This window comes from Rhodoblastus acidophilus (assembly GCF_025961575.1).
Taxonomy (GTDB): domain Bacteria; phylum Pseudomonadota; class Alphaproteobacteria; order Rhizobiales; family Beijerinckiaceae; genus Rhodoblastus; species Rhodoblastus acidophilus_C.
In genome coordinates this window covers 50,334-72,977 of record NZ_JAOQNX010000018.1, presented here as the reverse complement: position 1 = coordinate 72,977, position 22,644 = coordinate 50,334, and the positions used below count along the sequence as shown (strand labels likewise).

At 66.3% G+C, this 22,644-nt stretch carries 29 protein-coding genes; 12 read left to right on the top strand and 17 right to left on the bottom strand.

The window, feature by feature from the left end; all coding sequences use genetic code 11:
* The first annotated feature begins 183 nt into the window (after positions 1 to 183).
* Complete coding sequence (locus M2320_RS13840) at positions 184 to 1,032, top strand: MCP four helix bundle domain-containing protein (RefSeq protein ID WP_264597785.1); 849 nt, start codon at positions 184 to 186, stop codon at positions 1,030 to 1,032.
* Here the strand turns inward: M2320_RS13840 and M2320_RS13835 are convergent.
* Both M2320_RS13835 and M2320_RS13830 read right to left on the bottom strand, forming a co-directional pair.
* Positions 996 to 1,661 carry a response regulator gene (locus M2320_RS13835; RefSeq protein ID WP_264597784.1) on the bottom strand — a complete coding sequence of 222 codons (666 nt, stop codon included), beginning with the start codon at positions 1,659 to 1,661 and terminating at the stop codon, positions 996 to 998. The two genes, M2320_RS13840 and M2320_RS13835, sit on opposite strands and share 37 nt — an antisense overlap.
* A complete protein-coding gene (locus M2320_RS13830) occupies positions 1,658 to 3,964 on the bottom strand; it encodes a GAF domain-containing protein (RefSeq protein WP_264597783.1) in 2,307 nt (768 codons plus the stop codon). Before M2320_RS13830 ends, M2320_RS13835 begins: the two co-directional genes overlap by 4 nt.
* A 622-nt stretch (positions 3,965 to 4,586) precedes the next feature.
* Between M2320_RS13830 and M2320_RS13825 the strand changes: the two genes are divergently transcribed.
* The 6 genes from M2320_RS13825 to M2320_RS13800 all read left to right on the top strand — a co-directional run bounded on the left by M2320_RS13825 (position 4,587) and on the right by M2320_RS13800 (position 6,677).
* Positions 4,587 to 4,721, top strand: a complete 135-nt coding sequence (locus M2320_RS13825) for a light-harvesting protein (protein ID WP_155447025.1) — start codon at positions 4,587 to 4,589, stop codon at positions 4,719 to 4,721.
* A gap of 11 nt (positions 4,722 to 4,732) precedes the next feature.
* Positions 4,733 to 4,915 (top strand): light-harvesting protein, encoded by a 183-nt coding sequence (locus M2320_RS13820; RefSeq protein WP_184427879.1) that lies wholly within the window; start codon positions 4,733 to 4,735, stop codon positions 4,913 to 4,915.
* Between the two features lie 689 nt (positions 4,916 to 5,604).
* Entirely contained in the window at positions 5,605 to 5,733 is a 129-nt protein-coding gene (locus M2320_RS13815) for a light-harvesting protein (protein WP_155447027.1), read from the top strand.
* A gap of 12 nt (positions 5,734 to 5,745) precedes the next feature.
* Positions 5,746 to 5,928, top strand: coding sequence for a light-harvesting protein (locus M2320_RS13810; protein ID WP_264597782.1), 183 nt, complete (start codon positions 5,746 to 5,748; stop codon positions 5,926 to 5,928).
* A gap of 425 nt (positions 5,929 to 6,353) precedes the next feature.
* On the top strand, positions 6,354 to 6,482 hold the full coding sequence (locus tag M2320_RS13805) for a light-harvesting protein (RefSeq protein ID WP_184427877.1): 129 nt from the start codon (positions 6,354 to 6,356) through the stop codon (positions 6,480 to 6,482).
* A gap of 12 nt (positions 6,483 to 6,494) precedes the next feature.
* Complete coding sequence (locus tag M2320_RS13800; protein WP_184427876.1) at positions 6,495 to 6,677, top strand: light-harvesting protein; 183 nt, start codon at positions 6,495 to 6,497, stop codon at positions 6,675 to 6,677.
* 161 nt (positions 6,678 to 6,838) lie between these two features.
* On the opposite strand, the gene M2320_RS13795 is transcribed toward M2320_RS13800, so the two are convergent.
* Positions 6,839 to 8,164, bottom strand: coding sequence for a DUF2336 domain-containing protein (locus tag M2320_RS13795; RefSeq protein WP_264597781.1), 1,326 nt, complete (start codon positions 8,162 to 8,164; stop codon positions 6,839 to 6,841).
* A gap of 111 nt (positions 8,165 to 8,275) precedes the next feature.
* On the opposite strand from M2320_RS13795, the gene M2320_RS13790 reads away from it, so the two are divergent.
* Together M2320_RS13790 and M2320_RS13785 are read left to right on the top strand one after the other, a co-directional pair.
* Positions 8,276 to 8,923 carry an aldolase/citrate lyase family protein gene (locus M2320_RS13790; RefSeq protein ID WP_264597780.1) on the top strand — a complete coding sequence of 216 codons (648 nt, stop codon included), beginning with the start codon at positions 8,276 to 8,278 and terminating at the stop codon, positions 8,921 to 8,923.
* A gap of 118 nt (positions 8,924 to 9,041) precedes the next feature.
* Positions 9,042 to 9,674, top strand: coding sequence for an outer membrane protein (locus tag M2320_RS13785; RefSeq protein ID WP_264597779.1), 633 nt, complete (start codon positions 9,042 to 9,044; stop codon positions 9,672 to 9,674).
* A gap of 4 nt (positions 9,675 to 9,678) precedes the next feature.
* On the opposite strand, the gene M2320_RS13780 is transcribed toward M2320_RS13785, so the two are convergent.
* From M2320_RS13780 to M2320_RS13765, 4 genes are all read right to left on the bottom strand, one after another.
* On the bottom strand, positions 9,679 to 10,104 hold the full coding sequence (locus M2320_RS13780; RefSeq protein ID WP_264597778.1) for an HIT family protein: 426 nt from the start codon (positions 10,102 to 10,104) through the stop codon (positions 9,679 to 9,681).
* A 190-nt stretch (positions 10,105 to 10,294) separates the two neighbouring features.
* Complete coding sequence (locus tag M2320_RS13775) at positions 10,295 to 10,498, bottom strand: DUF1778 domain-containing protein (RefSeq protein ID WP_264597777.1); 204 nt, start codon at positions 10,496 to 10,498, stop codon at positions 10,295 to 10,297.
* A gap of 31 nt (positions 10,499 to 10,529) precedes the next feature.
* The gene (locus tag M2320_RS13770; protein ID WP_264597776.1) at positions 10,530 to 11,711 is read right to left on the bottom strand and encodes a GNAT family N-acetyltransferase; all 1,182 of its coding nucleotides are present in this window, start codon (positions 11,709 to 11,711) and stop codon (positions 10,530 to 10,532) included.
* Between the two features lie 118 nt (positions 11,712 to 11,829).
* Entirely contained in the window at positions 11,830 to 12,480 is a 651-nt protein-coding gene (locus M2320_RS13765; RefSeq protein WP_264597775.1) for a hypothetical protein, read from the bottom strand.
* A gap of 299 nt (positions 12,481 to 12,779) precedes the next feature.
* Here M2320_RS13765 and M2320_RS13760 point away from each other — a divergent pair, with 299 nt between their 5' ends.
* Positions 12,780 to 13,859: a hypothetical protein gene (locus tag M2320_RS13760; RefSeq protein WP_264597774.1), complete on the top strand. Its 1,080-nt coding sequence runs from the start codon at positions 12,780 to 12,782 to the stop codon at positions 13,857 to 13,859.
* 3 nt (positions 13,860 to 13,862) lie between these two features.
* Here M2320_RS13760 and M2320_RS13755 read toward each other — a convergent pair whose 3' ends face one another.
* The 3 genes from M2320_RS13755 to M2320_RS13745 form a co-directional block, all read right to left on the bottom strand.
* Positions 13,863 to 15,245 (bottom strand): PleD family two-component system response regulator, encoded by a 1,383-nt coding sequence (locus M2320_RS13755; RefSeq protein ID WP_264597773.1) that lies wholly within the window; start codon positions 15,243 to 15,245, stop codon positions 13,863 to 13,865.
* Between the two features lie 103 nt (positions 15,246 to 15,348).
* Complete coding sequence (locus M2320_RS13750) at positions 15,349 to 15,489, bottom strand: hypothetical protein (RefSeq protein ID WP_264597772.1); 141 nt, start codon at positions 15,487 to 15,489, stop codon at positions 15,349 to 15,351.
* 27 nt (positions 15,490 to 15,516) lie between these two features.
* On the bottom strand, positions 15,517 to 15,885 hold the full coding sequence (locus M2320_RS13745) for a response regulator (protein ID WP_184427869.1): 369 nt from the start codon (positions 15,883 to 15,885) through the stop codon (positions 15,517 to 15,519).
* A 165-nt stretch (positions 15,886 to 16,050) separates the two neighbouring features.
* Here M2320_RS13745 and M2320_RS13740 point away from each other — a divergent pair, with 165 nt between their 5' ends.
* Positions 16,051 to 16,320, top strand: a complete 270-nt coding sequence (locus tag M2320_RS13740) for a DUF3572 domain-containing protein (RefSeq protein ID WP_264597771.1) — start codon at positions 16,051 to 16,053, stop codon at positions 16,318 to 16,320.
* Positions 16,321 to 16,384: 64 nt separating this feature from the next.
* Positions 16,385 to 16,705: a 2Fe-2S iron-sulfur cluster-binding protein gene (locus tag M2320_RS13735; RefSeq protein ID WP_184427867.1), complete on the top strand. Its 321-nt coding sequence runs from the start codon at positions 16,385 to 16,387 to the stop codon at positions 16,703 to 16,705.
* Positions 16,706 to 16,714: 9 nt separating this feature from the next.
* Here the strand turns inward: M2320_RS13735 and M2320_RS13730 are convergent, their stop codons facing one another.
* From M2320_RS13730 to hemF, 7 genes are all read right to left on the bottom strand, one after another.
* Positions 16,715 to 17,572: a hypothetical protein gene (locus M2320_RS13730; RefSeq protein ID WP_264597770.1), complete on the bottom strand. Its 858-nt coding sequence runs from the start codon at positions 17,570 to 17,572 to the stop codon at positions 16,715 to 16,717.
* Positions 17,573 to 17,687: 115 nt separating this feature from the next.
* Complete coding sequence (locus tag M2320_RS13725; RefSeq protein WP_264597769.1) at positions 17,688 to 17,945, bottom strand: hypothetical protein; 258 nt, start codon at positions 17,943 to 17,945, stop codon at positions 17,688 to 17,690.
* 265 nt (positions 17,946 to 18,210) lie between these two features.
* Positions 18,211 to 19,293, bottom strand: coding sequence for a YcjF family protein (locus M2320_RS13720; RefSeq protein WP_264597768.1), 1,083 nt, complete (start codon positions 19,291 to 19,293; stop codon positions 18,211 to 18,213).
* Positions 19,290 to 20,747 (bottom strand): YcjX family protein, encoded by a 1,458-nt coding sequence (locus tag M2320_RS13715; protein WP_264597767.1) that lies wholly within the window; start codon positions 20,745 to 20,747, stop codon positions 19,290 to 19,292. The genes M2320_RS13720 and M2320_RS13715 overlap by 4 nt, the downstream gene beginning before the upstream one ends.
* A gap of 56 nt (positions 20,748 to 20,803) precedes the next feature.
* Positions 20,804 to 21,298: a SixA phosphatase family protein gene (locus tag M2320_RS13710; RefSeq protein ID WP_184427861.1), complete on the bottom strand. Its 495-nt coding sequence runs from the start codon at positions 21,296 to 21,298 to the stop codon at positions 20,804 to 20,806.
* Positions 21,299 to 21,397: 99 nt separating this feature from the next.
* Complete coding sequence (locus M2320_RS13705) at positions 21,398 to 21,595, bottom strand: YodC family protein (RefSeq protein WP_184427860.1); 198 nt, start codon at positions 21,593 to 21,595, stop codon at positions 21,398 to 21,400.
* Between the two features lie 29 nt (positions 21,596 to 21,624).
* Positions 21,625 to 22,527: an oxygen-dependent coproporphyrinogen oxidase gene (gene hemF / locus M2320_RS13700; RefSeq protein WP_264597766.1), complete on the bottom strand. Its 903-nt coding sequence runs from the start codon at positions 22,525 to 22,527 to the stop codon at positions 21,625 to 21,627.
* Positions 22,528 to 22,644: the final 117 nt, after the last annotated feature.

Here is a 22,644-nt window from a genome sequence, read left to right as displayed (position 1 = left end):
GCAAGATTGCCACGCATTTTAGCAATTCGTTTCAGGGTTTTTGATGAATTTCAATTCGATAAGACCTTTTATGGTCTTCCCGAGCGTAACATCATCCATTGGACTTAAGAAGTTGCGGACGCAGCTTCGCATTTTGGTGTCCCAATGTTAGGTTTCGAGAAGTTATTTCAGAGATGGCCCGAATTGCGGGCGCATTCGCTGTTTCAGTCCAAGGCGGCGCTGGTCGCCGCGCTGAGCATCGGCGTCGTCGTCGGCGTCGGCGCTGTCGCCTCCTTGCAGATCTCGGCCATGGACAGCGCCGCCCAGCGCTTGCAGCAAAAATCGCCGCCGGCTCTGGTCTTGCTGCCGGAACTGCGCGCCGCCGTCGCCGACTATCGCATCAGCGAAGGCCATGCCCTGCTGGCCGGCATGGTCGAGGACGACCGACGGGAGGATCTGCAACGGGATGCAGCCGTTGCGGCGGCCAAGGTCGACGCGGCGATCGCGGCGTTCAAGCCCCTGGGCGCCGATGAGGCGCGCAGGGCGCAGGAGCTGGCGGCGAAATGGCGCCGCTTCCGCGCAAACAGTCAGGCGGCGATCGAAACGGCGGGGAAGGGCGACACGGCCGCGGCCGTCAGGATTTTCGTGACGACGGACCTCGCGGCGGCGCAAGCTCTGGCGTCCACGATCGAAAGCTCTCTTTCTGCGAACGCGGAACAGGACGGCCAGGCGGCGCAGGACACCGAGATGGTCTTGTTCCGGGCGCGGCAAAATGTCGGCGTGACCCTGGCGATCGTCGCGGGCCTCGGCGCCATCGCCAGCGCGATTCTGATGTTCGGCGCGGTCGCTCCGGGGCGGGGCGCGGGCGCGAAGACGGCGCCGCGCCCGGACGGCGGCGGCCAATGTCCGCTCTCTCCCGAAAATTGCGCGCACGCCCGATTCTGCCGCCCTCCGCGCGCATGCAGCCAGCTCTCGGCTCACCTGCCGGAGCGTTTCGACGGCTTTGGGGCGACGCCTCACACCTCCTTCAGCCAGCCCTCGGAGACGGCGTAGCCCACCAGTTGCACGCGGCTGTGGAAGCCCAGCTTGTCCATGCCGCGCGCCTTGTAGGTCTCGACGCTCTTTACGCTGAGATTGAGCAGGGTGGCCAGTTCCTTGTTGCTGTGCCCCAGCGCGGCCAAGCGTAAAATTTCGATCTCGCGTTCGCTCAGGTCGACCCAATGGTCCGAGGCTTCCCCGGGCTTGTGGGCGATGCCGTCGATCGCCTTGCCGGCGATGGAGGGATCGAGATAGACGCCGCCAGCGGCGACCGAATGGATGGCGCGGCGCAAATCCTCGGACACCGAGCGTTTCAGCACATAGCCGACGGCGCCGACTTCGATCAGTTTGCGGAAATAGGAGCGGTCCTCGTGCACGGTCAGAACGATGACCTTGCAGAGCGGGCATTCGCGCAACAATTGCCGCGTGACGTCGACCCCGTTCAGGCCGGGCATGGACAGGTCGAGCACGACGATGTCGGGCTTGAGGTCGAGCGCCATGCGCAGCGCCGCGCGCCCGTCGCGGGCCTCTCCGACGATTTCGAGATCGGGATCGCCTTTCAGCAGCGAGCGGATGCCGTCGAGCACCAGCGGATGGTCGTCGGCGAGAAGGAGGCGCAAGCGCGGTCCAACATCCAAGGTCATAGCGGAACCCTCACGAACAAAGTGCAGCCGCGCCCCGGCGCGGTCTCGATCTCCAGCGCGCCCGAAACCAGTGACAGGCGCTCCCTGATGCCGAGCAGTCCGAGCCGCTTGGTCGGCGCGCCGGCCCGCAGGGGATCGTCGACCGAAAATCCACGGCCGTCATCCTCGATGATCATGCGGACCTCCTTGTCCCTCGCCTCCAGCAGCACGCCGACGCGGGTGGCTTCGGCGTGACGGGCGATATTGGTGATGGCTTCCTGCAACACCCGGTAGAGCGTGGTTTCGACCGCCGGATCGAGCCGGCGGTCGTCGAGCGCCAGACGCAGATCGACGCGGAAATTCAGCCGCTCGCTCCAGGTCTCCACGAGATGTTGAATGGCGGTCTGCAAGCCGAGATCGTCGAGCGCCGTCGGCCTGATTTCCCAGGCGAGCCGGTTGACGTCGGAGCCCACGCCCTTGGCGAGAGTCCGCAGCGCCGCGAGACGCTCCTTCGCCTGCGCCGGCATGGCCTCGCCGAGTTCGTCGAGGCCGAGTTGCAGCAGGGTGACCGTCTGCCCAAGCGTGTCGTGAAGCTCGCGCGCGATGCGCAGCCGCTCGGCCTCCTGCTCCTCCACGGTGGAGCGCAGCACCATGGACAGCTCCGTCTCGGCCACGGCGCGGCGCTCCGTCTCCTGCTTCAGCTCCGCGAGCCGGCGGTCGAGTTCGATCGCCAGCGCCTCCTGTTTGGCGCGCGCCTCTTCCCGCTCGCGGGCGACATGGTCGATGCGTCTGAGAATCACTTCGAGCAGCGAGACGCGCAGGGTGTGGGCCGACTCCACATCGACATTGCGCCAGGGCTGGGCGTGGAGCCGCACCGACTGGCGCCAGGCCTCGAAACTGGTGCGCGGCGACAGGCGGTCGCCGTCCGGGCCCGGCGTCACCGGTTTGGCCGGATTGCCGGCCCAGGTGAGCGTCCGGATCGTTTCCGGGCGGAACCACAGCACATAGTCGCGCGGAAATTTCGACACCGAAATCGCCATGAGCCCGCTGGCGACGTCGGCGAATTCGGCGGCGGGCGGATAGACCAGCGGCAGCTTGTCGGTGTGATAGACCCCGTCCGCCGCATTGCTGTTGAGCCAGGCGACCAGCGCCGCGATCTGGGCCGCGGGCGGCGTCGCGCCGAGCGCGGTATAGACGCCGTCGAACCACAGGCCCACGCCTTCCGCAGGGATATAGTCGAGCAGGTTGGGCCGGCAGCGCATCAGCCCCTGCGCGAGATCGCCCTCCTGGCTCATCCAGGTCAGCAATTCCTGATGGACGCGCTTGCGGCGCAGCTGCTCCTCGAAATCCTGCGCCGCGACCCGGGTCTCCAGTTGCGACGAGACCATCTGGGCGAAGAGTTCGCAAGCCATGCGCAGGCGGTGGGTGAGAAAACGCGGCGCGCTATGGTGGCAGGCGACCAGACCCCACAGCCGGCCGTCCAGGATGATCGACAGCGACATGGACGCGGTCACGCCCATATTGGCAAGATATTTCAAGTGAATGGGCGAAACGCTGCGGATTTGGCTGTGGCTGAGGTCGAGCGGGCGCCCATCGCGCGGGTTGAGCGGCGGCAGGATTGGCGCGGGCTTGTAGCGCGCGTCGGGAATCAGCCTGATCCAGTTCTTGAGATAGAGCTCGCGCGCCTGTTTGGGGATGTCCGACGCGGGATAATGCAGGCCGAGGAAGGATTCGACGCCGCCGTCGCGGGCTTCCGCCTCCACCATGCCGCTGCCGTCCGGCAGGAAGCGATAGACCATCACGCGGTCGAAGCCGGAGACGCGCCGCACCTCGTCGGCGATGCTCTGGCAAAAGGCGGTGGGCGTGGTCGCCTGGTGCACGCGCAGCAGCATGGACTGCATCAGGCTCAGCGCGTCCTCGGGGTTGCTCTCCTGGATCGGCTCCAATTCGAGGACGACCAGGCCGCTGCTCTCATGCACCAGCGCATCCGCCGTGCGCCCGTCGCGCGTTTCCAGGGTGAAGGCGTGCAGCGGCCGAACGATCGGGCCTTCGTTTTCGAGCAGGCTTTTGACCCGCTGCTCCAGATCGCGCGGCAAACAGCTTTGCAGGTCCCGGCCCGGAAGCGTTTCCGGCGCGTGGCCCAAAATGCCCGCGGTGTCGCCTCCGGCCTGAATGATCTGCAAAGTTTCGGGGTCGAGCGCCAGCAGCGCGCCATGGGGCTGGACGGAGGCGGGAATGTGGATCGGTTCGCGGTCGCAATGCGTGAGGTCGAGCGCGATTGCGGCATCGAAGCCGTTTCCGGACTGGTTTTGGTCGCCGCTCATGGCGGGCAGGCGGGATGCGTCGCAACCATCACTAGCCTCCTCGCCACCCCGCGACTTCGACGACTGCCGCTAGGTCGGCCTGCTCGCGGGCGCAACTCTCGAAAATGGAGTTTTCGACGTGACCGCGAAGCTAGAGCCTAACCTATGACGAAACCTTGGGGAAGAAAAGTTGGGGAGCGACGGACAGCGGACTGGGGGAAACCCTGACAGGCGCGCCGCAGGCGTCGATCCGGTCGCGGGCCGTGTTTCCGCCGCCGAGCCGCGGGCGCGGGAATCGATTGTTCGACCATCGAAATCGGACGCGCAGTCGCGGCCTCGGGCGCCGGCGGGCGGGTGGCGCGATCATGCAGTTCTGCAAGTCGTCCGCCATCCCGCAGGCGTGGGCTCAAGGGAAAACCCTGGAGCGGGAGCCGCAATCCCCCCAGAGGGCGGCGGCGCATTCTCTGACGTTCCGCTCTGTCACCCCAAATTGACATTGGGAGGCGTCAAGTTAAAGTCCGTATTGCGTTTCGGCGGCGATATCTGATTGATTTCGTGAGCTTTACGTCGCCCAGCCGCTGGGGCGAAAAACCTGCGCAGGCATGCGCAAGGAACAAACGGCGGCATCAACGAGAGGTGTACAATGGCTGACAAACCGCTTACCGCCGATCAGGCCGAGGAACTCCACAAGTATGTCATCGACGGCGCGCGCGCCTTCGTCGCGATCGCGGCGTTTGCGCATGTCCTCGCCTATTCGCTGACCCCCTGGCTGCACTAAGGAGTTCCGTTATGAACCAAGGCAAAATCTGGACCGTTGTCGACCCGGCCGTTGGCATCCCGCTGCTGCTCGGCTCCGTGGCCGTGACCGCTCTCCTGGTGCATCTCGCGATCCTGCAGAACACCACCTGGTTCCCGGCGTTCATGCAGGGCGGCCTGAAGAAGGCGGCTGCGATCGTGCAGGTCGTCGGCTGAGTCAATCCCGTTTCGAGCAACGTCTTCCTTGATTGGGAGGGCGGCGTTGTGAGGCGAGGGGCGGGGCGGTGAAGTCGCTCTGGGGCGCGGGAAATTTTGCTCGCCGCTTCAGGGGCCGGAAAACGAAAATGGCGACGCGCGGATTGTCCACCCCTCGCGACCGCCAGTTCGTCGGACCGAACGACATCGCTGTTTGGCCATGCCTCCTTCAGTGGGCTTGACTGACGTTACTAGCCGCTGGTCAAGAATGTGAAGTCGGACAATGCCGGTCGGTATCTTGACGATACCGGCCGGTTTTTTGCGTGTCAAGTTTGCCCGCCCAGGCGGCGCCCGGCGCTCCCCCGGACCGCAGACCCTTCCCATCTCCATCCTTCCTGCAGCGCCGAGCGCACCGGCGTTGCGCCGTCGTTCTTTGCGCGAATTTTGGCGGGTGGGGCATTCCCTCGAGGCGGAGGGGGAAAGTCTCCCTGTCTGGGTCTGGTTTCCCCATAGTATTCGGCTGCACTCACCGACGCGTTCTTATGTAAAACGAAGTTGACCCGCTGAGGCGTCAATTTATACTTACACCTGCGCTCGGATCTGGATATCTATTTGATCTCAAGGTCTTTGCGCCGCCCAGTCACGGGGGCGTAAGACCCGCGTGCGGGATTAGCACGAGAAGAACCGTGGCTTATCATAAGAGGTGTACAATGGCTGTTCTGTCTCCGGAGCAATCTGAAGAGCTCCACAAGTATGTGATCGACGGCGCGCGCGCTTTCCTCGGCATCGCCCTGGTCGCGCACTTCCTCGCTTTCTCGATGACCCCCTGGATGCACTAAGGAGCTCCGGTTATGAACCAAGGTAAAATCTGGACCGTCGTCAACCCGGCCGTCGGCCTTCCGCTCCTGCTCGGCTCCGTGGCCATCACCGCGCTGCTGGTGCACCTCGCCGTTCTCACGCACACCACCTGGTTCCCCGCGTTCATGCAGGGCGGCCTGAAGAAGGCGGCTGCGATCGAGCACGTCGTCGGCTGATGGCGTAAAGCCGCTCCGGAGCGGTGAGGCAACGCCCGGCTTGCGCGCGGCAGGCGTCGTTTGGTCCGCCGCCGCGCCATGTCCGCCGAATCGCTCCGTGAGCGCTGCTTTCGCCCGACCGACGCCGCTCCGCGCGCCGGGACGGTGAGAGCGAAAGCCCGGCCGGCGCCAGAACGCCGGCCGGCGCCGCCGTTTAAGGGAAAACCCCAATGGCGCGATCCGGATTCCCCAATGGGGACTGCCGGAATTTCTGACGTGCTCTTATGTCAACCCAAGTTGATCTCCGCCGGCGTCAATTTATGATGACACTTGCGTTCGGACGACGAGTATCTCTTTGATTTCAAAGTTCTTGCGCCGCCCAGTCGCTGGGGCGCCCGCGTGCGGGTTTGCACGATAACAACAGCGGCTCATTCAAGAGGTGTACAATGGCTGTTCTGACTCCGGAGCAATCTGAAGAGCTCCACAAGTATGTGATCGACGGCGCCCGCGTTTTCCTCGGCGTCGCCCTGGTCGCGCACTTCCTCGCCTTCTCCGCGACCCCCTGGCTGCACTAAGGATCTCCGATCATGAACCAAGGCAAAATCTGGACCGTCGTCAACCCGGCCATCGGCCTCCCGCTGCTGCTCGGCTCCGTGGCCATCACCGCTCTGCTGGTGCACCTCGCCGTTCTGACCCACACCACGTGGTTCCCGGCTTACATGCAGGGCGGCCTGAAGAAGGCTGCGGCGATCGAGCACGTCGTCGGCTGATGGCGTAAAGCCGCTCGGCAGGCTTGAGCGGCGGGACGCCGGGCCAAGGCCCGGCGCGACCAGCTCCGGATGCGGACAGTCCACCCCGCCTGGAGCCTGTCGAACGAAAACCAAGACGCGGCCGGCATTGTGACGATGCCGGCCGCTTTCCTTTGTCTTGTTCAGGCCGCCAGCAGCTCGCGCTCCAGCGCGGCGAGGTCCACCAGGACGCCGGTATCCGCCTCCGGTCCTTCGAGGCGCGGCGTCAGCGTCGTCGGCAAACCGAACAGCAGGGGGGAGTCCTCCGCCGCTCGGCTCCGCGTCTGGGCGGTCCGCTCTTGGACGCTCTCGCGGTTGTCCATTTCGCCGTTCACTTGCGCCGTGACTTGGGCGACCCGGCGGCGCGCCTCGTCGCGGGTCGCGTCGAGCTCGAACCGGCGCAGCAGCGACGTCACATTGGCCAGAGCGGGATCGGCCCCGGCGCAATCGGCGAGCACCGCCTGGATCAGCGGCAGGCGCAACGCGCCTTCTTCCTCATGCCCGGACTTGAGCCGCGCCAGCGCCGCCAGCGCCGAGCGGAACACGATCAGCAGCCCCGCGGGAAAACCGGCTTTGGCGTAGACCGCCGCGAATCCATCGGACCAGGGCTCGCGCACCACTCCCGCGATCCGCCGGGCGCTCAGGCCGGTCAGTTCGGCGAGCGTCGCCTCGAACAGGCCTTTTTGCCCGCACAGCAGCGCGCGCAGGGCGACGCCCGGCGTGATCTGGCCGGCGACCCGCAGATAAGCGGCGAGCGCCGCGGTCTCCTCCGAATAATCCGCGCAGCCCGAGGCGATAATCATGGTGGCGCGGTCGCGGTTGTCCCTCGCGATCCGCTCGCTGCGCGGCGCGCTGAGCCATTGCCGGGAGACGACGAAGGCGGCCAGCGCCCGCGCCGTGGCGTCGGCCAGATGCGCGCGCACCGTCGCCGGCAGCCAGGCGCGTCCGAGCAGGGCTTCGCGCACCTCGCCGTCGTCGCCGAAGCGCTCGACCATGCGGCGCAGGGCGAAATCGGGAATATTTGCGGATTCGTTGACCGCCAGCGCAATGGCGGCTTCGCGGCCGGCGATTTCGGCGAGCGAGGCGCAGACCGCGGGCGAAAGCTCGGCGCGCAGCGCGATCGCCGCCTGGGCGGCGCTGTCGCCGACCACGGCGCAGTCGATCAGATCGGCGTCGGCGAGCAGCGGCGAGCGGGTCAGCACCACGGCCGAAACCTCCGACTGGTCGCGGGCGAGGCCGTGGATCAGGGCGAGCGGCGCATCGGGCGCGCCGGCGAAACATTCGGCCATGGCCCGGCGCGGCAGCGGCGAGGGGTCGTCGAGCAGCGCGTAAAGCGCGCTCTCCGTCTCCCGGCGTTCCTCCGCCGACATTTCGCTGTAAAGATAGGCGCGGGCCAGCGCCGCGACGCCGTCGGCGCGCGCGGTTGCCGACGCGCCCTGGGACCACTGGATGAACTTGCGGACGAGCATGCGCGAACCTGACTACAGAGGGCGCCGTTTGGTTAACGAATGATCTGAAATCAGAGTAAACACAGGCTTAACGCGAGAGGTTGGCGCGCCAAAAAGGACGCCGGAGGCAAGATGCGATCGATTTTTCTCGTGCCAGCGGGCAATGCCGCGCTGTTTGACGAGGCGCTGGACAGCGGCGTCCAGGCCGTCGCCATCGATGTGACCAAGGGCGCCGCCTCCGACGCCGCGCCCATGCTGAAATTTTTGCGCGAACGTGGGCGGCGGTCGCTGGCGCGCATCCATGCGCTGACCTCCGGTTTCGCCGATTCGGATCTCGACGCGGTGATGGCCCACGCCCCCTACGGCATCATCCTGCCGCAGGCCTGCGGGGGGCGCGACGTCCAGCATCTCGGCGCCAAGCTCGCCGTGCGCGAGGCCGAGAACGGGCTCGAGGACGGATCGACCCGCATTCTCGCCGCCGCCGCCGACTTGCCCGAAGCCATTTTCGCGCTCGGGTCGCTCGCCGGCGCGACCCGTCGGCTCCTGGGCCTGCTATGGGACGGCGCCGCGCTGGCGGGGGCGCTCGGCGTGGGCGAGGACGCCGACATTCTAGCCGTCGCGCGGGCGCAACTCGTGTTCGCCGCCGCCGCCGCCGGCGCGCCGGCCCTGGTGGACGCCGCCGCTTCGCCGGATTTTTCGCGGGCGCGGCGCGACGGGTTTGGCGGCGCGGTCGTGGCGAACCGCGCGGCGGCGGAGGCCTGCGAGAGGATTTTCGCCTGAGCCTCACGATTTGGCGCAGCGTAACGGTTCATTCACCATGATCATCTAGCGTTTGCTCACGTTTGTGGAGGAGCGCGCAAGTCTTTGCGCGACTCTTCTCCCTGTGTGAGGAAAAACCTTGCGTCTGTTTCTTTCCCTTGCGACGGTTTTGCTTGCCGTCGGCGGCGTTCAGGCCGCCGATTTCGCGGCGACCAAGGGGAGCGGCCTCATCGATCACGATTTTGGCGGCGCTTACGGCGGCTTGCAGGTCGGCGGCGCCTGGGGCGCCGTCCAACTCGGCGTCAACCCTTCCGTCTCCGTCGCCACCAACGCCGTGTTCGGCGGCGCGCATCTCGGCTACACCGTCGTCACCGGCCATGTCGCCGCCGGCGTCGAGGCGGACGTCAACGGCGCCAGCGCCTCCGGGCGTTTCGTCTATGGCGCGCTGCCCGGCTCCTACGCGCAAAACCTGTTCGGCTCCGCCGACGCCCGGCTGGGCTGGGTGTCCGGGCAGGCCATGGTTTTCGCGCTCGCGGGCTACGCCTGGACGACGCTGGAGGGCCGCTATGCCGGCGCCGATTCGAGCGCCGTCCGCAGCGGCTATGTCGTCGGCGGCGGCCTCGACTATGCGCTCACCGACCAGTTCAGCTGGCGGCTCGAATACCGCTATTACGATTTCGGCCGCCAGGATTTTGGTATCGCGCCATTTTCCGCGCGCATCGCCGACAATATTTTGCGCGCCGGCGTGAGTTACCGGTTCGGCGGATTCTGACGACTCACTCCAGCGCCGCGCGGATTTTCGCCGCATGGGTCTCCAGTACGGCGGCCTCGACCATGGCGCCGCCATGCGCGCGCAGCGGCACGCCTTCCCAGCGCGGAATCACATGGAAATGCATGTGGAACACGCTCTGGCCGCCGGCCGGCTCGTTGAATTGGTGAATGGTGACGCCATCCGCGCCGGTCCCGGTTTTGACCGCGCGGGCGACTTTTTGCACCCGCAGAATCAGCTCGGACAGGGCCTCTTCCGGCAGATCGAAAATATTGCGGCCCGGGGTTTTGGAGACGACGAGAACGTGGCCGTCGGCGCGTGGCATCACGTCCATGAAGGCCAGGGTTTTGTCGTCCTCGCGGACTTTGACGCAGGGGATTTCGCCGCGCAAAATCTTGGCGAAAATGTTTTGGGGATCGTAAGCGACGGTCATTTCGGCCTCCGGATTTTTCGCGCGGAAAGTGGCGAAGCCCGGTCGGAGGGTCAAGCGGGCTTTGCGGCGCCCACGAGCGCGCGCACATCCTTGAGCAGGACCGCAGCATCGCGTTCCCCAGAAGTTCGCGCCGAGCTCTTTCCCGCGCGCGCTGCTGTCCACCGCGAGACGGTCGAGCAAAAGTAGGGCATCAGCTCTTGTCTTCGCGCTCGAACACGCTCGACGTCGCGAAAAGGCTTTTGAGCCGGGGCAGGGGACGGATCGGCGTGTCCAAGGCTTCGACAAATCTTTTCCAATCCTGCGCGTTCAGGCCGAAGGCGCGGCGGTCGGGCAGTGTTTCCTCGGCGCGGGCGAGTGCGCTTTCCATCACGAATTCTCTGAGCGGATCGGCCATGTCGCCACACTGGCACACAACGAAAGAACTGTCATGATTTTGTCGGACTCTCCCCCTTCCTGAACGGCGCCATGGCCGCATATTCGGCGATCACTTCCTCCACCGCCGCGCCCTCGTGGGCGAAAAAATCCTCGGCCGCTGCGGCCAGCCGCGGATCACGGAATTCGTGCGCCGAAAAGGTGGCCACCGGCTCATAGCCGCGCGCCAACTTGTGCTCGCCCTGGGCGCCGGCCTCGACCCGCTTCAAGCCGCGCGACAGGGCGAAATCGATCGCCTGATAATAGCACAGCTCGAAATGCAGGCAGGGGTGGTCTTCGAGGCAGCCCCAGTTGCGGCCGTAGAGCGCGTCGTCGCCGATCAGATTGAGCGCCCCGGCGATCGGGCGGCCATTTCGTCGCGCCATCACCAGAAGAACGCGGTCGCCGAGCTTTTCGCCGAGCGCGGAAAAGAAGGCGCGGGTCAGATAGGGACGGCCCCATTTGCGGCTTCCGGTGTCGATGTAAAACGCGAAAAACGCATCCCAATGCGCTTCCGTGAGGGCGGCGCCCGTCACCCATTCCACTTCAATGCCTGCCGAAAGCGCCTGTTCGCGCTCCTTGCGGATGGCTTTGCGTTTCCGCGAGGCGAGGGCGCCCAGAAAATCGTCAAAACCGGCGTAGCCGCGATTGAAAAAGTGGAATTGCTGGCCTTTTCGCGGCGAAAAATTTCGCGCGCGCAAAAAATCCATGTCGGGCGCATCGGCGAAATTCACGTGCAGCGACGAGGCCTCGGTTTTGGCGGCGAGCTGGCGCAAGCCGGCGACAACGGCTTCGCGCGCGCCTTGGGGGGCGTCGGCGGCGACGAGCAGGCGGCGGCCGTTGACCGGGGTGAACGGCGTCGCGCACAAAAGTTTGGGATAGTAGCGCCCGCCCGCCCGCGAAAAGGCGTCGGCGAGGGCGTGATCGAAAACATATTCGCCCTGCGAATGGCTTTTGAAATAGGCGGGGGCGCAGGCGACGAGTTTTTCATCGCTCTCGATCAGAACATGCGCAGGGCTCCAGCCGGTGCGCCCGCCGACGCAGCCGGTCGTCTCCAAAGCGTGCAGGAAAGCATGAGTGATGAACGGGTTGAAGCGCTCCTCGCCGGTCTGTCCGGGAGGGTTGGCGCAGGCGTCCCAGGTTTCGGGCGGAACTTCGGCGAGGGTTTGCGCGATGCGCAGGCGGAATGTCGTCATGCCGCCAAGATGGGAGCAAGAGCCGCGCCATTCCAGTGCGCGCGGGGACACGAAGGAAACCGCGCGCGGGGGAGGCGCGCGCGGCGGGCCCGCCTGGGCGGGCGGTCACTGGCTCCTCTCAGCTTCGCAGTTCGGGGCGCAGCGACTGTTGCAGCAGCCTGTTGGCGGCGCCGGCCAGCGCCTCCCTCAACGCCGGGCTCGCCGTCTGCTGCGCGCCAAGGTCCAGGGTGGCGGCGATGACGGCGAGATCCTCGCCGGTCAGCTCGCCATGGGGCCACGGAAACGGTTTTTTGGGCGGAGGCGGGCACAGATCGTCGATGACGTCGAGGATGAAGGCTTTGGCGCCGCCATGTTCGGCTGCCTTTCCGGCGGTCGCATGGATGACCGTCTGGATCAGTTCCGCCCGCGCGACGATTTCCTCGCCGACCGCGCGCGCCAGCCCGGCGCGGGAGACAGCGCCCAGGGGGCCGCCGTGGACAGGTTCCCAAAGCTCCGGATGCCGGCGCAACAGCTCCGCCAGCAGCACGCGCCACGGTTGGGGATAAGGCCCGAAGTCGCTCTCCGAAGTTTGATCGAGGTCGGCCCGCTTCGTCTTCCATGGCTCCGGATGGGGATTGAAGACGTTAACATGCGCGAGCGCGGCGCGGATCACCGGACCGGCGGGGCCGCGCGGAACACGCGGGTCGTCGTCGGAGGGGCGTTCGAATCCGGAAACGGCGCGCAGCAGCGCGAACAGGCGTTCGGGCGAGAGGGCGGCAATATCGTCCATCCGAGATCTCCAGAAGCTGAAGAGGCGCCAGCCTCATCGAGGCGCGCGGCGCGGAAAATGAAATGCTTTGAAGGGAGTAGCCTCGGAAGCTTGCCCCCCTTCCGACGGCGGGTCGTCATGCGAATGATGGAGCGCCGGAACAAGTGCGGTCGGTTGACCTTGCGTTACTGCAATCGTCGCGCCGCCCCTTCGCCGCCGAGGGGTTTGACCGAACTGAAAATATCCCCAGAATGATTCGCGCTGTTTGAAGTGGATACGACTGTTGATTTGATCCGGACCAAATTTTCGGGGAGCGCGGCATGACGTCCGGTCTCTTGCCCAAATTGCTGGACAGCATCCATGCCGCCAGCCTCGACATGACCTCCTGGCCGGAGGCCCTTGCCGCCATCGCCGGCGCGCTCGGCGCTCCCAGCATCGGTCTGGCCGGGCTCGGCCGGCGCCCGGAGGACTGCTGGGGCTGCATGGTCGGCGTCGATGCGGCGACGATCGAGGCCTACACCGGCTATTATCACGCCCGCAATCCCGCTTGGCTCGCCTCGGTCAACGCGCCGGTCGGCGCCGTCCAGACGGACAGGATGGTCGTTCCCGCGGCTGAGCTCGAGAAAACCGAATTTTATAATGATTTCCTGCGGCCCCAGGGCGTCATGGCGATGGCGAGCGCGGTTCTCCGGGTCGACGCCGCCCGGCAAACGGTTCTCACCGTGCAGGGCGCCCGAGCTTTCGACGACAGCCAGCTCGAGCTGATGCGGCGCATCGCCCCCCACCTCATGCGCGCCCTGGAGGTCAATACAAGGCTGGCCTTGGCGACGCACGCGCCGGTCGCCACGCTGAAACATTTCGAACTGACGCGTCAGGCCGCGCTGTTCGTCGACCGCGACGGCGGGGTGCTGGACGCCAACGCCCCTGCGCGCGCCTTGCTGGTCGACGGGCTGCCGCTCGCCCGGCGCGGCGTCTCGCGCCTGTTCGACCCGGAGGACGCCGCAAGATTGCGCGCGGCCATCGCGCGTTGCGCCGAGAAGCCGGCCACGACCGAATCCATCGTTCTCCGCCGCGCCGGCCGGGCCGCGCTCAAGGCGCTGGTCACCTCCGTCGCCGTCGATCTGCCCTGGCGGCTGCCCTCATGGCCGACGGCGCTGGTGATGATTGAACCGGCGCCGGACCGCGGAAGCGCCTTCGCCGCCTTCGGCTTCACCGCGGCGGAAGCTGCGCTCGCAGAGGAAATGCTGCGCGGCGAGGGCGTGGCCGCTGCGGCGCGGCGCCTTGGCGTCGCCCGCTCGACGGCGCGCACGCATCTCGCGCGTCTGTTCCAGAAGACGCACACGCACAGCCAGGCGGAGCTCGTCCTGGTGTTGCTGGGGCGGAAAGGCGAGGCGCGCTGACGCTCACGCGGCGGCGGCGCTGCCGTCGTCGACCGTCACGCGGTTGCGCCCGCCGCTCTTGGCGCGATAAAGCGCCTGGTCGGCGCGCTTGAACAGGGCGTCCGGGCTTTCGCCGCCATGGGATGCCGCCACGCCGATCGACACGGTGACGCCAAGCGTCTCCAAGCCGCCGCAGATCGGAAAGGGCGTCGCCGCCACGCTGGCGCGCACCCGCTCGGCCACCAGCCGGGCCACGGCCAGGCGGGTCTCCGGCATGACGATCACGAATTCCTCGCCGCCGAAGCGGCACAACAGATCGGCGCCGCGCACCACGCGCCGCACCCGCGCCGCGAAGCCTCTTAAAATGTCGTCGCCGACATCGTGGCCGTAGGTGTCGTTGACCCCTTTGAAATGGTCGATGTCGAGCACCATCGCCGAGAGCGGACGGCCCTTTTGCGCGCTCTGCTCCATCAATCCGACCACATGGGTCTGCAGATAGCGGCGGTTGTTGAGGCCGGTGAGCGGGTCGACCACCGCCATTTCCAGCGCCGCCTGCACGTTGGAGCGCAGCGAATCCGCATAGCGCTTGCGGCGCACCTGGGTGCGGGCGCGGGCGATGATCTCGTTCTTGTCGATGGGGCGGACCAGATAATCGTTCACGCCGAGGTCGAGGCCGCGCAGCACGCGGGCGCGATCCTCGATATCGGCGACCATCAGGATCGGCGTGTGGCGGGTGCGCTCCACCGAGCGCAACTGGCTGCACAGCCGCAAGCCGTCGTAAGCCGCGAGCCCAAGGCTGACCATCACCAGCTCGTAAGGGGTGTCGGAGGCGCGGAACAGGGCTTCGGCCGCGTCGGGCTCGACATCGACCTCGTAGCGGTCGCTCAGGGCCGACAGGATTTTCTCGCAGGAATTGACGCGATCGTCGACCAGCAGCACCCTGCCGCCGATCCCGCTGTCGAGCCTGTGGTCCACCGCGTCGGTGACGCCAAGCGCCACCGAGGTTTCCGCGCGGGCGCGCAGCTCGTCCACCGAGGTTTTCAGACGCGCCAGCGAGCGCACGCGCGCCATCAGCGCGATCTCGTCGATCGGCTTGGTGAGGAAATCGTCGGCGCCGGCCTCGAGTCCGCGGACCCGGTCGGAGGTCTGGTCGAGCGCCGTCACCATGATCACCGGCAGATGCAGCGTGTCCGGATTGGCCTTGAGCTTGCGGCAGACCTCGAACCCGTCCATGCCCGGCATCATCACGTCGAGCAGCACGATATCGCATTCGCCGCGCTCGCAGATTTTCAGGGCCTCGAATCCGTTGGTGGCCGTCACCACGTCAAAATATTCGGCGGTGAGGCGCGCTTCGAGCAGCTTCACATTGGGGAGGAGGTCGTCGACCACCAGAACGCGCGCGGTCATGAGCAGGGCCTGTGAACGGATGTGGCATGGGCCGGGATTTGGCCGAAACGAGACGCATGGCAGGAGACGTCGAGGGCCAATATTGAGAATATTGGCCCTCGACTTAGACGAACCAGGCGGCCGTTTCGGCCAAACCCTTCGGGCGCGGGCCTTTTGGCTTGCGGAGTGCGTCGCCGGTCTTGCCAATATCCGCGATATTGGCTGCAACCGGCTCCTGCCCGCAAGCCAAAATGCCCAGCGTCACGGCTCATGCCACATCCGTTCACAGGCCCTAGTCTCCGATGAATTTCCGCACCGTTTCCAAAAACTTGACCACGGAAATCGGCTTGGACAGATAGGCCTCGCAGCCGCCCTGGAGAATTTTTTCCTCGTCGCCCTTCATGGCGAAGGCGGTGATGGCGACCACGGGAATGTCGGCGAGACCGGGGTCGTCCTTCAGCCATTGCGTGACCTGGAGGCCCGACACTTCGGGAAGCTGAATGTCCATCAGGATGAGATTGGGATGATGCGCGCGCGCCAGCGACACCGCCTCGACCCCGTTGCGGGTCTGGATGGTCTGGTAGCCGTGCGCTTCCAACAGATCGTTGAAGAGCTTCATATTGAGTTCGTTGTCTTCAACGATCAGGACTTTTTTTACCATGGGGTTCCGCTTCGGGCGCGCCCGACCTCAGGAGTCTCGCGGACAAGCTAACCAACAGACATTGACGAATTGAAAATGCGCTTCACCCCAGGGTAGAACTTGAGCCAAATTGTTCCATTGAAAAGAGAAACGCTCTTGGTCCTCGGCGCCCCGCGAAAACCCAAAATGAATCGTGAAGTCGCCGAAGATATGGCGATCAAGGGTTTGGCCTTTCTTGCCGGCGACGACGAGCGTCTCCAGTGTTTTTTGGCGCTGAGCGGACTCGATCCCGCCCATTTGCGCCAGGCGGCGGCCGAACCGGGGTTTTTGGCCGGGGTGATGGCGCATCTGGCCGCCGACGAGACGCTGCTGCTGCAGTTCGCGGCGGAGATCGGCGCGGCGCCAGAAGAGGTGGGCGCCGGCTGCGCGCTGCTGGCGGGGCCTCACGCCGATTGAACTGGCGATTTTCGCCGATCCCGACTAAAAGGCGAAAAATTAGGCGCCAGATCGGAAACACCACATGGTCAAGGTCATTTTTGTCAATACGAAGGGCGAAAAGCGCGAGCTGGAGGGCCAGCCTGGCCAGACGGCCATGGAGATCGCGCGCAACGCCGGCGTCGAGGAGATTTATGCGGAATGCGGCGGCGCCTGCGCCTGCGCCACCTGCCATGTCTATGTCGCCAAGGAATGGGCGGACAAGCTGCCGAAGCCCGAGCCCATGGAGAGCGACATGCTCGATTTCGCCGTGGACCCGCGCCCGACCTCGCGCCTGTCTTGCCAGATCAAGCTGTCCGACGAGCTCGACGGGCTGGTGCTGGAGCTGCCGGCCTCGCAGGGGTGAGGGCGCGCCTCACCCGCAGGGTTTCGCCAGGGACGGGCGGATGTAGGGCGCGAATTCCGGGGCCGAACCGAAATCGGCCGCGGTGAAATAGCCCGCGTCGGTCACGCTGGCGATGCCCTTGAACAATTCGCCGGGGTCGTCGACGCCCACGTCATCATCGGCGGCCGGGTCCGACGCCTTGATCCGCTCGGCGAGGGTGCGGAACATCTCGTCCTGCGCCCTGTACAGCTTGTCCTGCGGCGGCTTGACCACGCGGTTTTTCGCGGCGACTTCCCGGCGATATTTGCCGAGATAGAACGCGACCGCCTTCTTGATCTTGGCGCGCTCCGCGGGCTTGCAGAACCGGCGCTGGTCCTCGGTCATCAGGCAGCTCAGCGCCAGCCCCGCCACCTCATATTGGAATTTCAGGATCCTGTTGGGCTCGTCGAGCGCGCGGTTGGTCCAGCCGGGATGGCGCCAGGGTCGGACCGTGTTGAGTCGGGCAAAACAGCGGGCGCTGGGCGCGGCGACGATCGCGAAGTCGAACAGGCGTCCGGCTTCGCCCTTGTCCAGATTGATCCGGACGACGTCTAACGGCGAATAGTCGGAGGCGACGGGCGGCGCCCGCTCCGCGACCTCTTCGCGCACGACATTTTCGCGCACGGGATTTTCGCGCGGGGGACTCGGCGTCTTCTTCAGATAAAGCACGAGACAGGCCGCCACGGCGATGCAGCCGACGCCATAGAGCAGGATATCGAGGACGCTCAGCTTCTCGGTCGTCACCACCGTCCGGGGCTGGCGGGTGATGGGGGGCTCCGGCTCCTCCTCATCGGGGGACGGCGCGGGAGCCTGTTGCGGAGGCGTCACGCCTCGCTTGCCGAATGACATGATGCAAAAACCTCTGAGCGGCTGGGCCCAAGCAATTGCCGCACCGTAATCGAGGCCAGTTAACGATTCCCCATGTCCTTTCCGCGTTTGAGCCGGTCCTAAGGCGCGCCGCCTGTCACGGGGCGGCGGGCGGCTCGCGACCGCTCATCGCCGGCGGCGCGGCGGCGGCGCGATCGATGTCGCGGATGCAGCGCAGCGCCGTCTCCAGGGCCCATTGCGACAGGCGGAGCAGGACAATGACGCTGTCGGCCTTCTCGGCGACATGGACGTTTTTCGCCGGGCTTCCCGGGCCATGTCTGTTGGCCCTGGCCTGCTCGAATTCCGCGAGCGCGTAACAAATCTCGTAAAGCGCGCGTTCGAGATGCTGCTTCATGGCGTCCTCCCCCAGCTTCGACGGGACGGAACGCATGGCGACCTCGACGCGTCGCTTTCATTCGATCCACCCCTTGGGGAAGCAACATGCCCCAACGGCAGGACACGCGACAGGTTGCAGGGGTTACCAAGGGGTCAGTCGCGGATTTGTCATGTGTTTCAGTGTGTTCACGCTCGCGCGCCAACGAGGCGCGCGGCCTGCGCGCGCCGGGTTGCAGCGTCAAACCCGGTCCCTTGACAGGACCCTGGCCGCGAGGGGACCGCCGTCAGCCCGCGGCCTTGTCCTTGTCGCCGCGTTTCAGCAGGAAGGGCGCGACGTCGGAAATCGACGGCTGCTTTTCCGCGATGAACGGCATCGGCCGGCACACCGCCATGGCCGACAGGCCGATGCGCGCCGTCAGCAGGCCATTCAACACGCCCTCGCCGAGCCTTGAGGAAATGCGCGAGGCCACGCCATGGCCGACGATCTGCTGCAGCAGCGAATCGCCGATGGCGACCGCGCCGGTCAGGGTCAGGTGCGTGCCCACCGCCCGGGCCAGGCGGAAGGCGCCAAGCATGCCGGGACGCCCGCCATAGATTTCCGAAATTCGGCGGATCAGGCGCAGCGCCTGCGCGGCGACGAAGACCACGTCGATGATGGCGCGCGGGGCGATGGCGGTCACCAGCGACACCGCCTTGGCCGCCTTGGCGATTTCCGCGCGCGCCGCCGAATCCAGCGCCGGCATCAGCGCCTTTTCGGCGATCTCCACCCGCGCCGCGCCGTCGATGATCTCATTGCGCAATTCCTTGAGGCGCTTGCGCGCGACATCCATTTCCGGCTTGTCCGAATAGAGCGAGATCAGCTCGGCCACTTTCGCCTTGGCCATGCCGACATCGTCATTCTCATGGGCGATGGCGAGCGAGCGATGCAGCCGCGCAATGGCGCGCTGCTTGTAGAGCACGGAAATCTCGCGCGAGACCAGCACGCCGATGGCGACCAGGATCAGGCCGGCGAGGCCGAGGCCCAGCGCGCCGAGCGCCTTGCTCTTGGCGAACAGCTCCTCGATCAGCGTGTCCAGCCACAAAGCGATGGAGAGCGAGACCAGCGCGCCCAGCGCCGAGAGCAGCACGCCGCCCCAGGTCCAGCCGCCCTTCTTCGGCGCAAAGCCCTCGGCCTGCGCCTCCTCGGTGGCGCGCTCCTCCTTTTCGGCGGCGACGGAGGGCTGCGCGGCGGCGGCCTGCGCCGCCTCGAATTCGTAATAATCGGGCTGGGGCGCGACCATATCCTCGCCAAGCTGGTCGAGGCGGAAGGCGCGCGGACGCGGCCGCTCGGGGCGGGGGGCGTCGGAGCTCGGGTCAAACTGGCTCATGGCATCCAATCTCCGAACAGGAACTGGCAGGCGCGGTCGAGACGGATCTGCTGCGGCGGCGCGCCCTGCGGCGTCAGCGGCGGCCGGAACCGGAGAAAGCGGACATCGGCCATATGTTCCGGCGTCGCCAGCATGTCGCCGCGGAAGGCCTGGCGGGGGTCTTCGGGCAATTGGCCGGGGAAGACCGCGGCCTCAGTCCGCCCGTCGAATTTGTGGCCGTCGAGGCATTCGCCGGCCAGCGGGACGCCGACAATGGCGTCGAGCGTCTCCTTGCCATATTTGATCTGGGCTTCGCGGGTGGCGCGCACCGCGGCGAGCGCCACCACGTCCACTTGCGCGCCAAAATCCTCGGCGCGGGCGATGGAGCGCGACGCCAGCACCCGCAGGATCGCCTCGAGACGGTCATGGCTGAGGTGGTGCAAATGGTCGGCCTTGGTCGCGGCGATCAGGATCTTGTCGATGCGCGGCCGGAACAAAGTGTTGAACCAGCTGTTGTGGCCGGCGCGGAAGGCGGCGAGCACGTCGTTGAGGCCGCGTTGCAGGTCGCGCACGGCTTCCGCGCCCGAGTTGAGCGCGGCCAGCGCGTCCACCAGAACGATCTGCCGGTCGAGCCGGGCGAAATGGTTCTGGAAGAACGGTTTGACCACAAAGGTTTTATAGGCCTCGTAGCGGCGCTCCATCATCGCGGCGAGCGTGCCCGGCGCGGCGAAAAAACCTTCCGGCAGCGGCAGAGGCGCAAAAGTGAGGGCGGGGGAGCCCTCGAGATCGCCCGGCATGAGGAAACGGCCGGGCGGCAAAGTGGAGAGCGCGTAGGACTCGCTGCGCGAGGCGCGCAGATAGGCGGTGAATTTTTCCGCCGCTTTTCGCGCCACGCCTTCGTCTTCCGGGCCGGCGGGATCGAGCGAGCGCGAAAACGAGCGGAACTCGGCGGCGAGCGTGGCGCGGGCGGCGCCGGCGCTGGCTTCAAAAGTTTCGCGGGACCAGTCGGCATAGGTCTTTTGCAGCAGCGGCAGGTCCAAAAGCCATTCGCCGGGATAGTCGACGATGTCGATGGTCAGCGACGATCCGCCAGCGCGAAAACCTTCGCGGCGTTCGAAGTCCAGGCGCAGGCGGAGCTGCGAGATCTGGCGGGTGGATTCGGGCCAGTGGCGCTCGGGGCCGGAGAGGGCGGCGAGATGGTCCTCATAGGCGAAGCGCGGCACATTGTCGTCGGGCTGCGGCTCGAGCTTGCCGCGGATGATGCGGCCCTCCTCGGCGACGCGGAAGGCGGGCAGGGCGTTCTTGCCGGACTTGCCGAGCAGAGTGAGCTGGCGGGTGAGCGCGGTGATGAACACGGTCTTGCCGGCGCGCGACAGGCCGGTGACGCCGAGACGGAGGCCTTTTCCACGGATCAGGTCGGACAGATTGGCCGCGCCGTTGCGGGCTTCGGCGAGGAGTGTGTCGAGGATGGGCAAGCGGATCTCCGGGCGGGTCTCGTCTCAGTGGGGCGCCCGACGCGACTTATACAGGGTCATGACAGAAACGCGAGCAATTGGCCGCCCTTCCATGACAATTCGTTCCACGGCGCCGCGATTTCAAACGAGGCCAGCGCCGCCGGCGGAAAAAATCGGTTGAGACGGTCGAGGTCCGGCGTCGACCCGCCGCCGGCGAAGGCGGCCGCGAATTCGCCTACGCCTGGATTGTGGCCGACCACCAGCACGGTGCGGACCTCGTCCGGCAGGACGCGCAGCAGCGCGGCGATCTCCTCGCAATCCGCCTGGTAGATGCCGCGCTCCAGGCGCAGCTCGGGCGTCGCCCCGGAGGTCTCGAGCACGAGGTCGAGGGTTTCGCGGGCGCGGGCGGCGTCGGAGCACAGCGCGATGTCGATGAGGTCGCCGCGCGCCGTCAGGGCGCGGCCGACCTGGGCCGCCGCCGCGCGCCCGGCGGTGGTGAGCGGCCTTTCGTGGTCGCGATATTTTCCCGGGGGCGCGGCATGGGCGTGCCGGAGCAGATGAAGGCGGCGCATGATTGAAAGATAGCGAGGATTCGCGTGTGCGTCATCCGACGGGAGACCGCGCGGCGGGAGAGGCCGCGCGGCGGGATTTGGCGGTCGCTGCGCTGCGGCTTACTCGTCGTCTTCGAAATCCTCGTCGTCGTCGAGTTCGATCACGTCGAGGCAGGCGGCGGGGATGGTCGCGGTGTGGATCGCGTCGTCGCTTTCCCCGTACCAGATCACATCGACACTGGTCTTGTCGGACTTGACGACGGTCATCGACCGGCCGCCGGACTTCAATTGCACGAGATCGCCTGGGCGGAATTCCATTTTGGGGGTCCCCATCTGCTTGGAAGAACTTATGGCCATGTCACCACCGGCGGCATGGAGGAGAGAATCGAATCGATATTGCCTCCCGTTTTCAGACCAAAAATCGTGCCGCGATCATAGAGCAGGTTGAACTCGACGTAACGGCCGCGCCGTTCGAGTTGCTCCTCGCGCTGCGCCGCCGTCCAGCTCTTGCCCATATTGGCCTCGACCAGCCTCGGGTAAATATCGGCGAAGGCCTCGCCGACGGCGCGGGTGAAGGCGAAGGCGGGGCCGAAATTTTGGCCTCCGGCTTCGAGTTCGTCGTAGAATATTCCTCCCACGCCGCGCGCTTCATTGCGATGGGGCAAAAAGAAGTAGTCGTCGCACCAGGATTTGAACCGGTTGTAATCGGCGACGGCGTGGCCGGCGCAGGCGCCGCGCATCGCCGCGTGAAAGGCCTGCGTGTCGGGGTCGTCCTGGCTGCGGCGCGCCATCAGCACCGGGGTGAGGTCGGCGCCGCCGCCGAACCAGGTTTTGGAGGTCGCCACGAATCTTGTGTTCATGTGGGCGGCCGGGATGTTCGGATTGCGCGGATGGACGATCAGCGAAATGCCGGCCGCCCAGAATCGGGGATCGGCCGCCGCGCCCGGAATCTGGCGCGCGAATTCCGGCGCGAAGGTTCCGTGGACGGTGGAGACGTGAACCCCCGCCTTTTCGAACAGTCGCCCCTTGAGCAAGGCCATCCGGCCGCCGCCGCCGGGCGCGCCGTCATGGTTGGTCCGCTCCCAGGGCGAGAGGACGAAGGTTCCCGGCTCGGCCTCGGGCTCATAGGCGCCGTCGCGCCGCTCCAAGGCCTCGAAGGCGGCGATGATCCGCCCCTGCAAGGTCGAAAACCATTCGGCGGCTTCACGCTTGCGCTGGTCCAGCTCCGTGTCCGTCACATCTGTCTCCATGGGAGCGGCCGCCGCCCCGCCCCTCGCAGAGCCCTGGCCGGGGCGGGACGCTCAGGCGCCGAGGGCGACGCTGCATTTCCGAAGATTAGCAGCAACCTGCTTCCTTTTGTCGCCCCC

Coding starts and splice junctions, on each gene's coding strand:
- M2320_RS13735 (WP_184427867.1), top strand. CDS start 16,385: ATGGTCAAGGTCATTTTTGTCAATACGAAGGGCGAAAAGCGCGAGCTG.
- M2320_RS13775 (WP_264597777.1), bottom strand. CDS start 10,498: ATGGCCGATCCGCTCAGAGAATTCGTGATGGAAAGCGCACTCGCCCGC.
- hemF (WP_264597766.1), bottom strand. CDS start 22,527: ATGGAGACAGATGTGACGGACACGGAGCTGGACCAGCGCAAGCGTGAA.
- M2320_RS13780 (WP_264597778.1), bottom strand. CDS start 10,104: ATGACCGTCGCTTACGATCCCCAAAACATTTTCGCCAAGATTTTGCGC.
- M2320_RS13835 (WP_264597784.1), bottom strand. CDS start 1,661: ATGACCTTGGATGTTGGACCGCGCTTGCGCCTCCTTCTCGCCGACGAC.
- M2320_RS13795 (WP_264597781.1), bottom strand. CDS start 8,164: ATGCTCGTCCGCAAGTTCATCCAGTGGTCCCAGGGCGCGTCGGCAACC.
- M2320_RS13760 (WP_264597774.1), top strand. CDS start 12,780: ATGACGTCCGGTCTCTTGCCCAAATTGCTGGACAGCATCCATGCCGCC.
- M2320_RS13830 (WP_264597783.1), bottom strand. CDS start 3,964: ATGAGCGGCGACCAAAACCAGTCCGGAAACGGCTTCGATGCCGCAATC.
- M2320_RS13790 (WP_264597780.1), top strand. CDS start 8,276: ATGCGATCGATTTTTCTCGTGCCAGCGGGCAATGCCGCGCTGTTTGAC.
- M2320_RS13800 (WP_184427876.1), top strand. CDS start 6,495: ATGAACCAAGGCAAAATCTGGACCGTCGTCAACCCGGCCATCGGCCTC.
- M2320_RS13805 (WP_184427877.1), top strand. CDS start 6,354: ATGGCTGTTCTGACTCCGGAGCAATCTGAAGAGCTCCACAAGTATGTG.
- M2320_RS13705 (WP_184427860.1), bottom strand. CDS start 21,595: ATGGAATTCCGCCCAGGCGATCTCGTGCAATTGAAGTCCGGCGGCCGG.
- M2320_RS13730 (WP_264597770.1), bottom strand. CDS start 17,572: ATGTCATTCGGCAAGCGAGGCGTGACGCCTCCGCAACAGGCTCCCGCG.
- M2320_RS13770 (WP_264597776.1), bottom strand. CDS start 11,711: ATGACGACATTCCGCCTGCGCATCGCGCAAACCCTCGCCGAAGTTCCG.
- M2320_RS13725 (WP_264597769.1), bottom strand. CDS start 17,945: ATGAAGCAGCATCTCGAACGCGCGCTTTACGAGATTTGTTACGCGCTC.
- M2320_RS13815 (WP_155447027.1), top strand. CDS start 5,605: ATGGCTGTTCTGTCTCCGGAGCAATCTGAAGAGCTCCACAAGTATGTG.
- M2320_RS13745 (WP_184427869.1), bottom strand. CDS start 15,885: ATGGTAAAAAAAGTCCTGATCGTTGAAGACAACGAACTCAATATGAAG.
- M2320_RS13755 (WP_264597773.1), bottom strand. CDS start 15,245: ATGACCGCGCGCGTTCTGGTGGTCGACGACCTCCTCCCCAATGTGAAG.
- M2320_RS13765 (WP_264597775.1), bottom strand. CDS start 12,480: ATGGACGATATTGCCGCCCTCTCGCCCGAACGCCTGTTCGCGCTGCTG.
- M2320_RS13825 (WP_155447025.1), top strand. CDS start 4,587: ATGGCTGACAAACCGCTTACCGCCGATCAGGCCGAGGAACTCCACAAG.
- M2320_RS13820 (WP_184427879.1), top strand. CDS start 4,733: ATGAACCAAGGCAAAATCTGGACCGTTGTCGACCCGGCCGTTGGCATC.
- M2320_RS13810 (WP_264597782.1), top strand. CDS start 5,746: ATGAACCAAGGTAAAATCTGGACCGTCGTCAACCCGGCCGTCGGCCTT.
- M2320_RS13720 (WP_264597768.1), bottom strand. CDS start 19,293: ATGAGCCAGTTTGACCCGAGCTCCGACGCCCCCCGCCCCGAGCGGCCG.
- M2320_RS13740 (WP_264597771.1), top strand. CDS start 16,051: ATGAATCGTGAAGTCGCCGAAGATATGGCGATCAAGGGTTTGGCCTTT.
- M2320_RS13710 (WP_184427861.1), bottom strand. CDS start 21,298: ATGCGCCGCCTTCATCTGCTCCGGCACGCCCATGCCGCGCCCCCGGGA.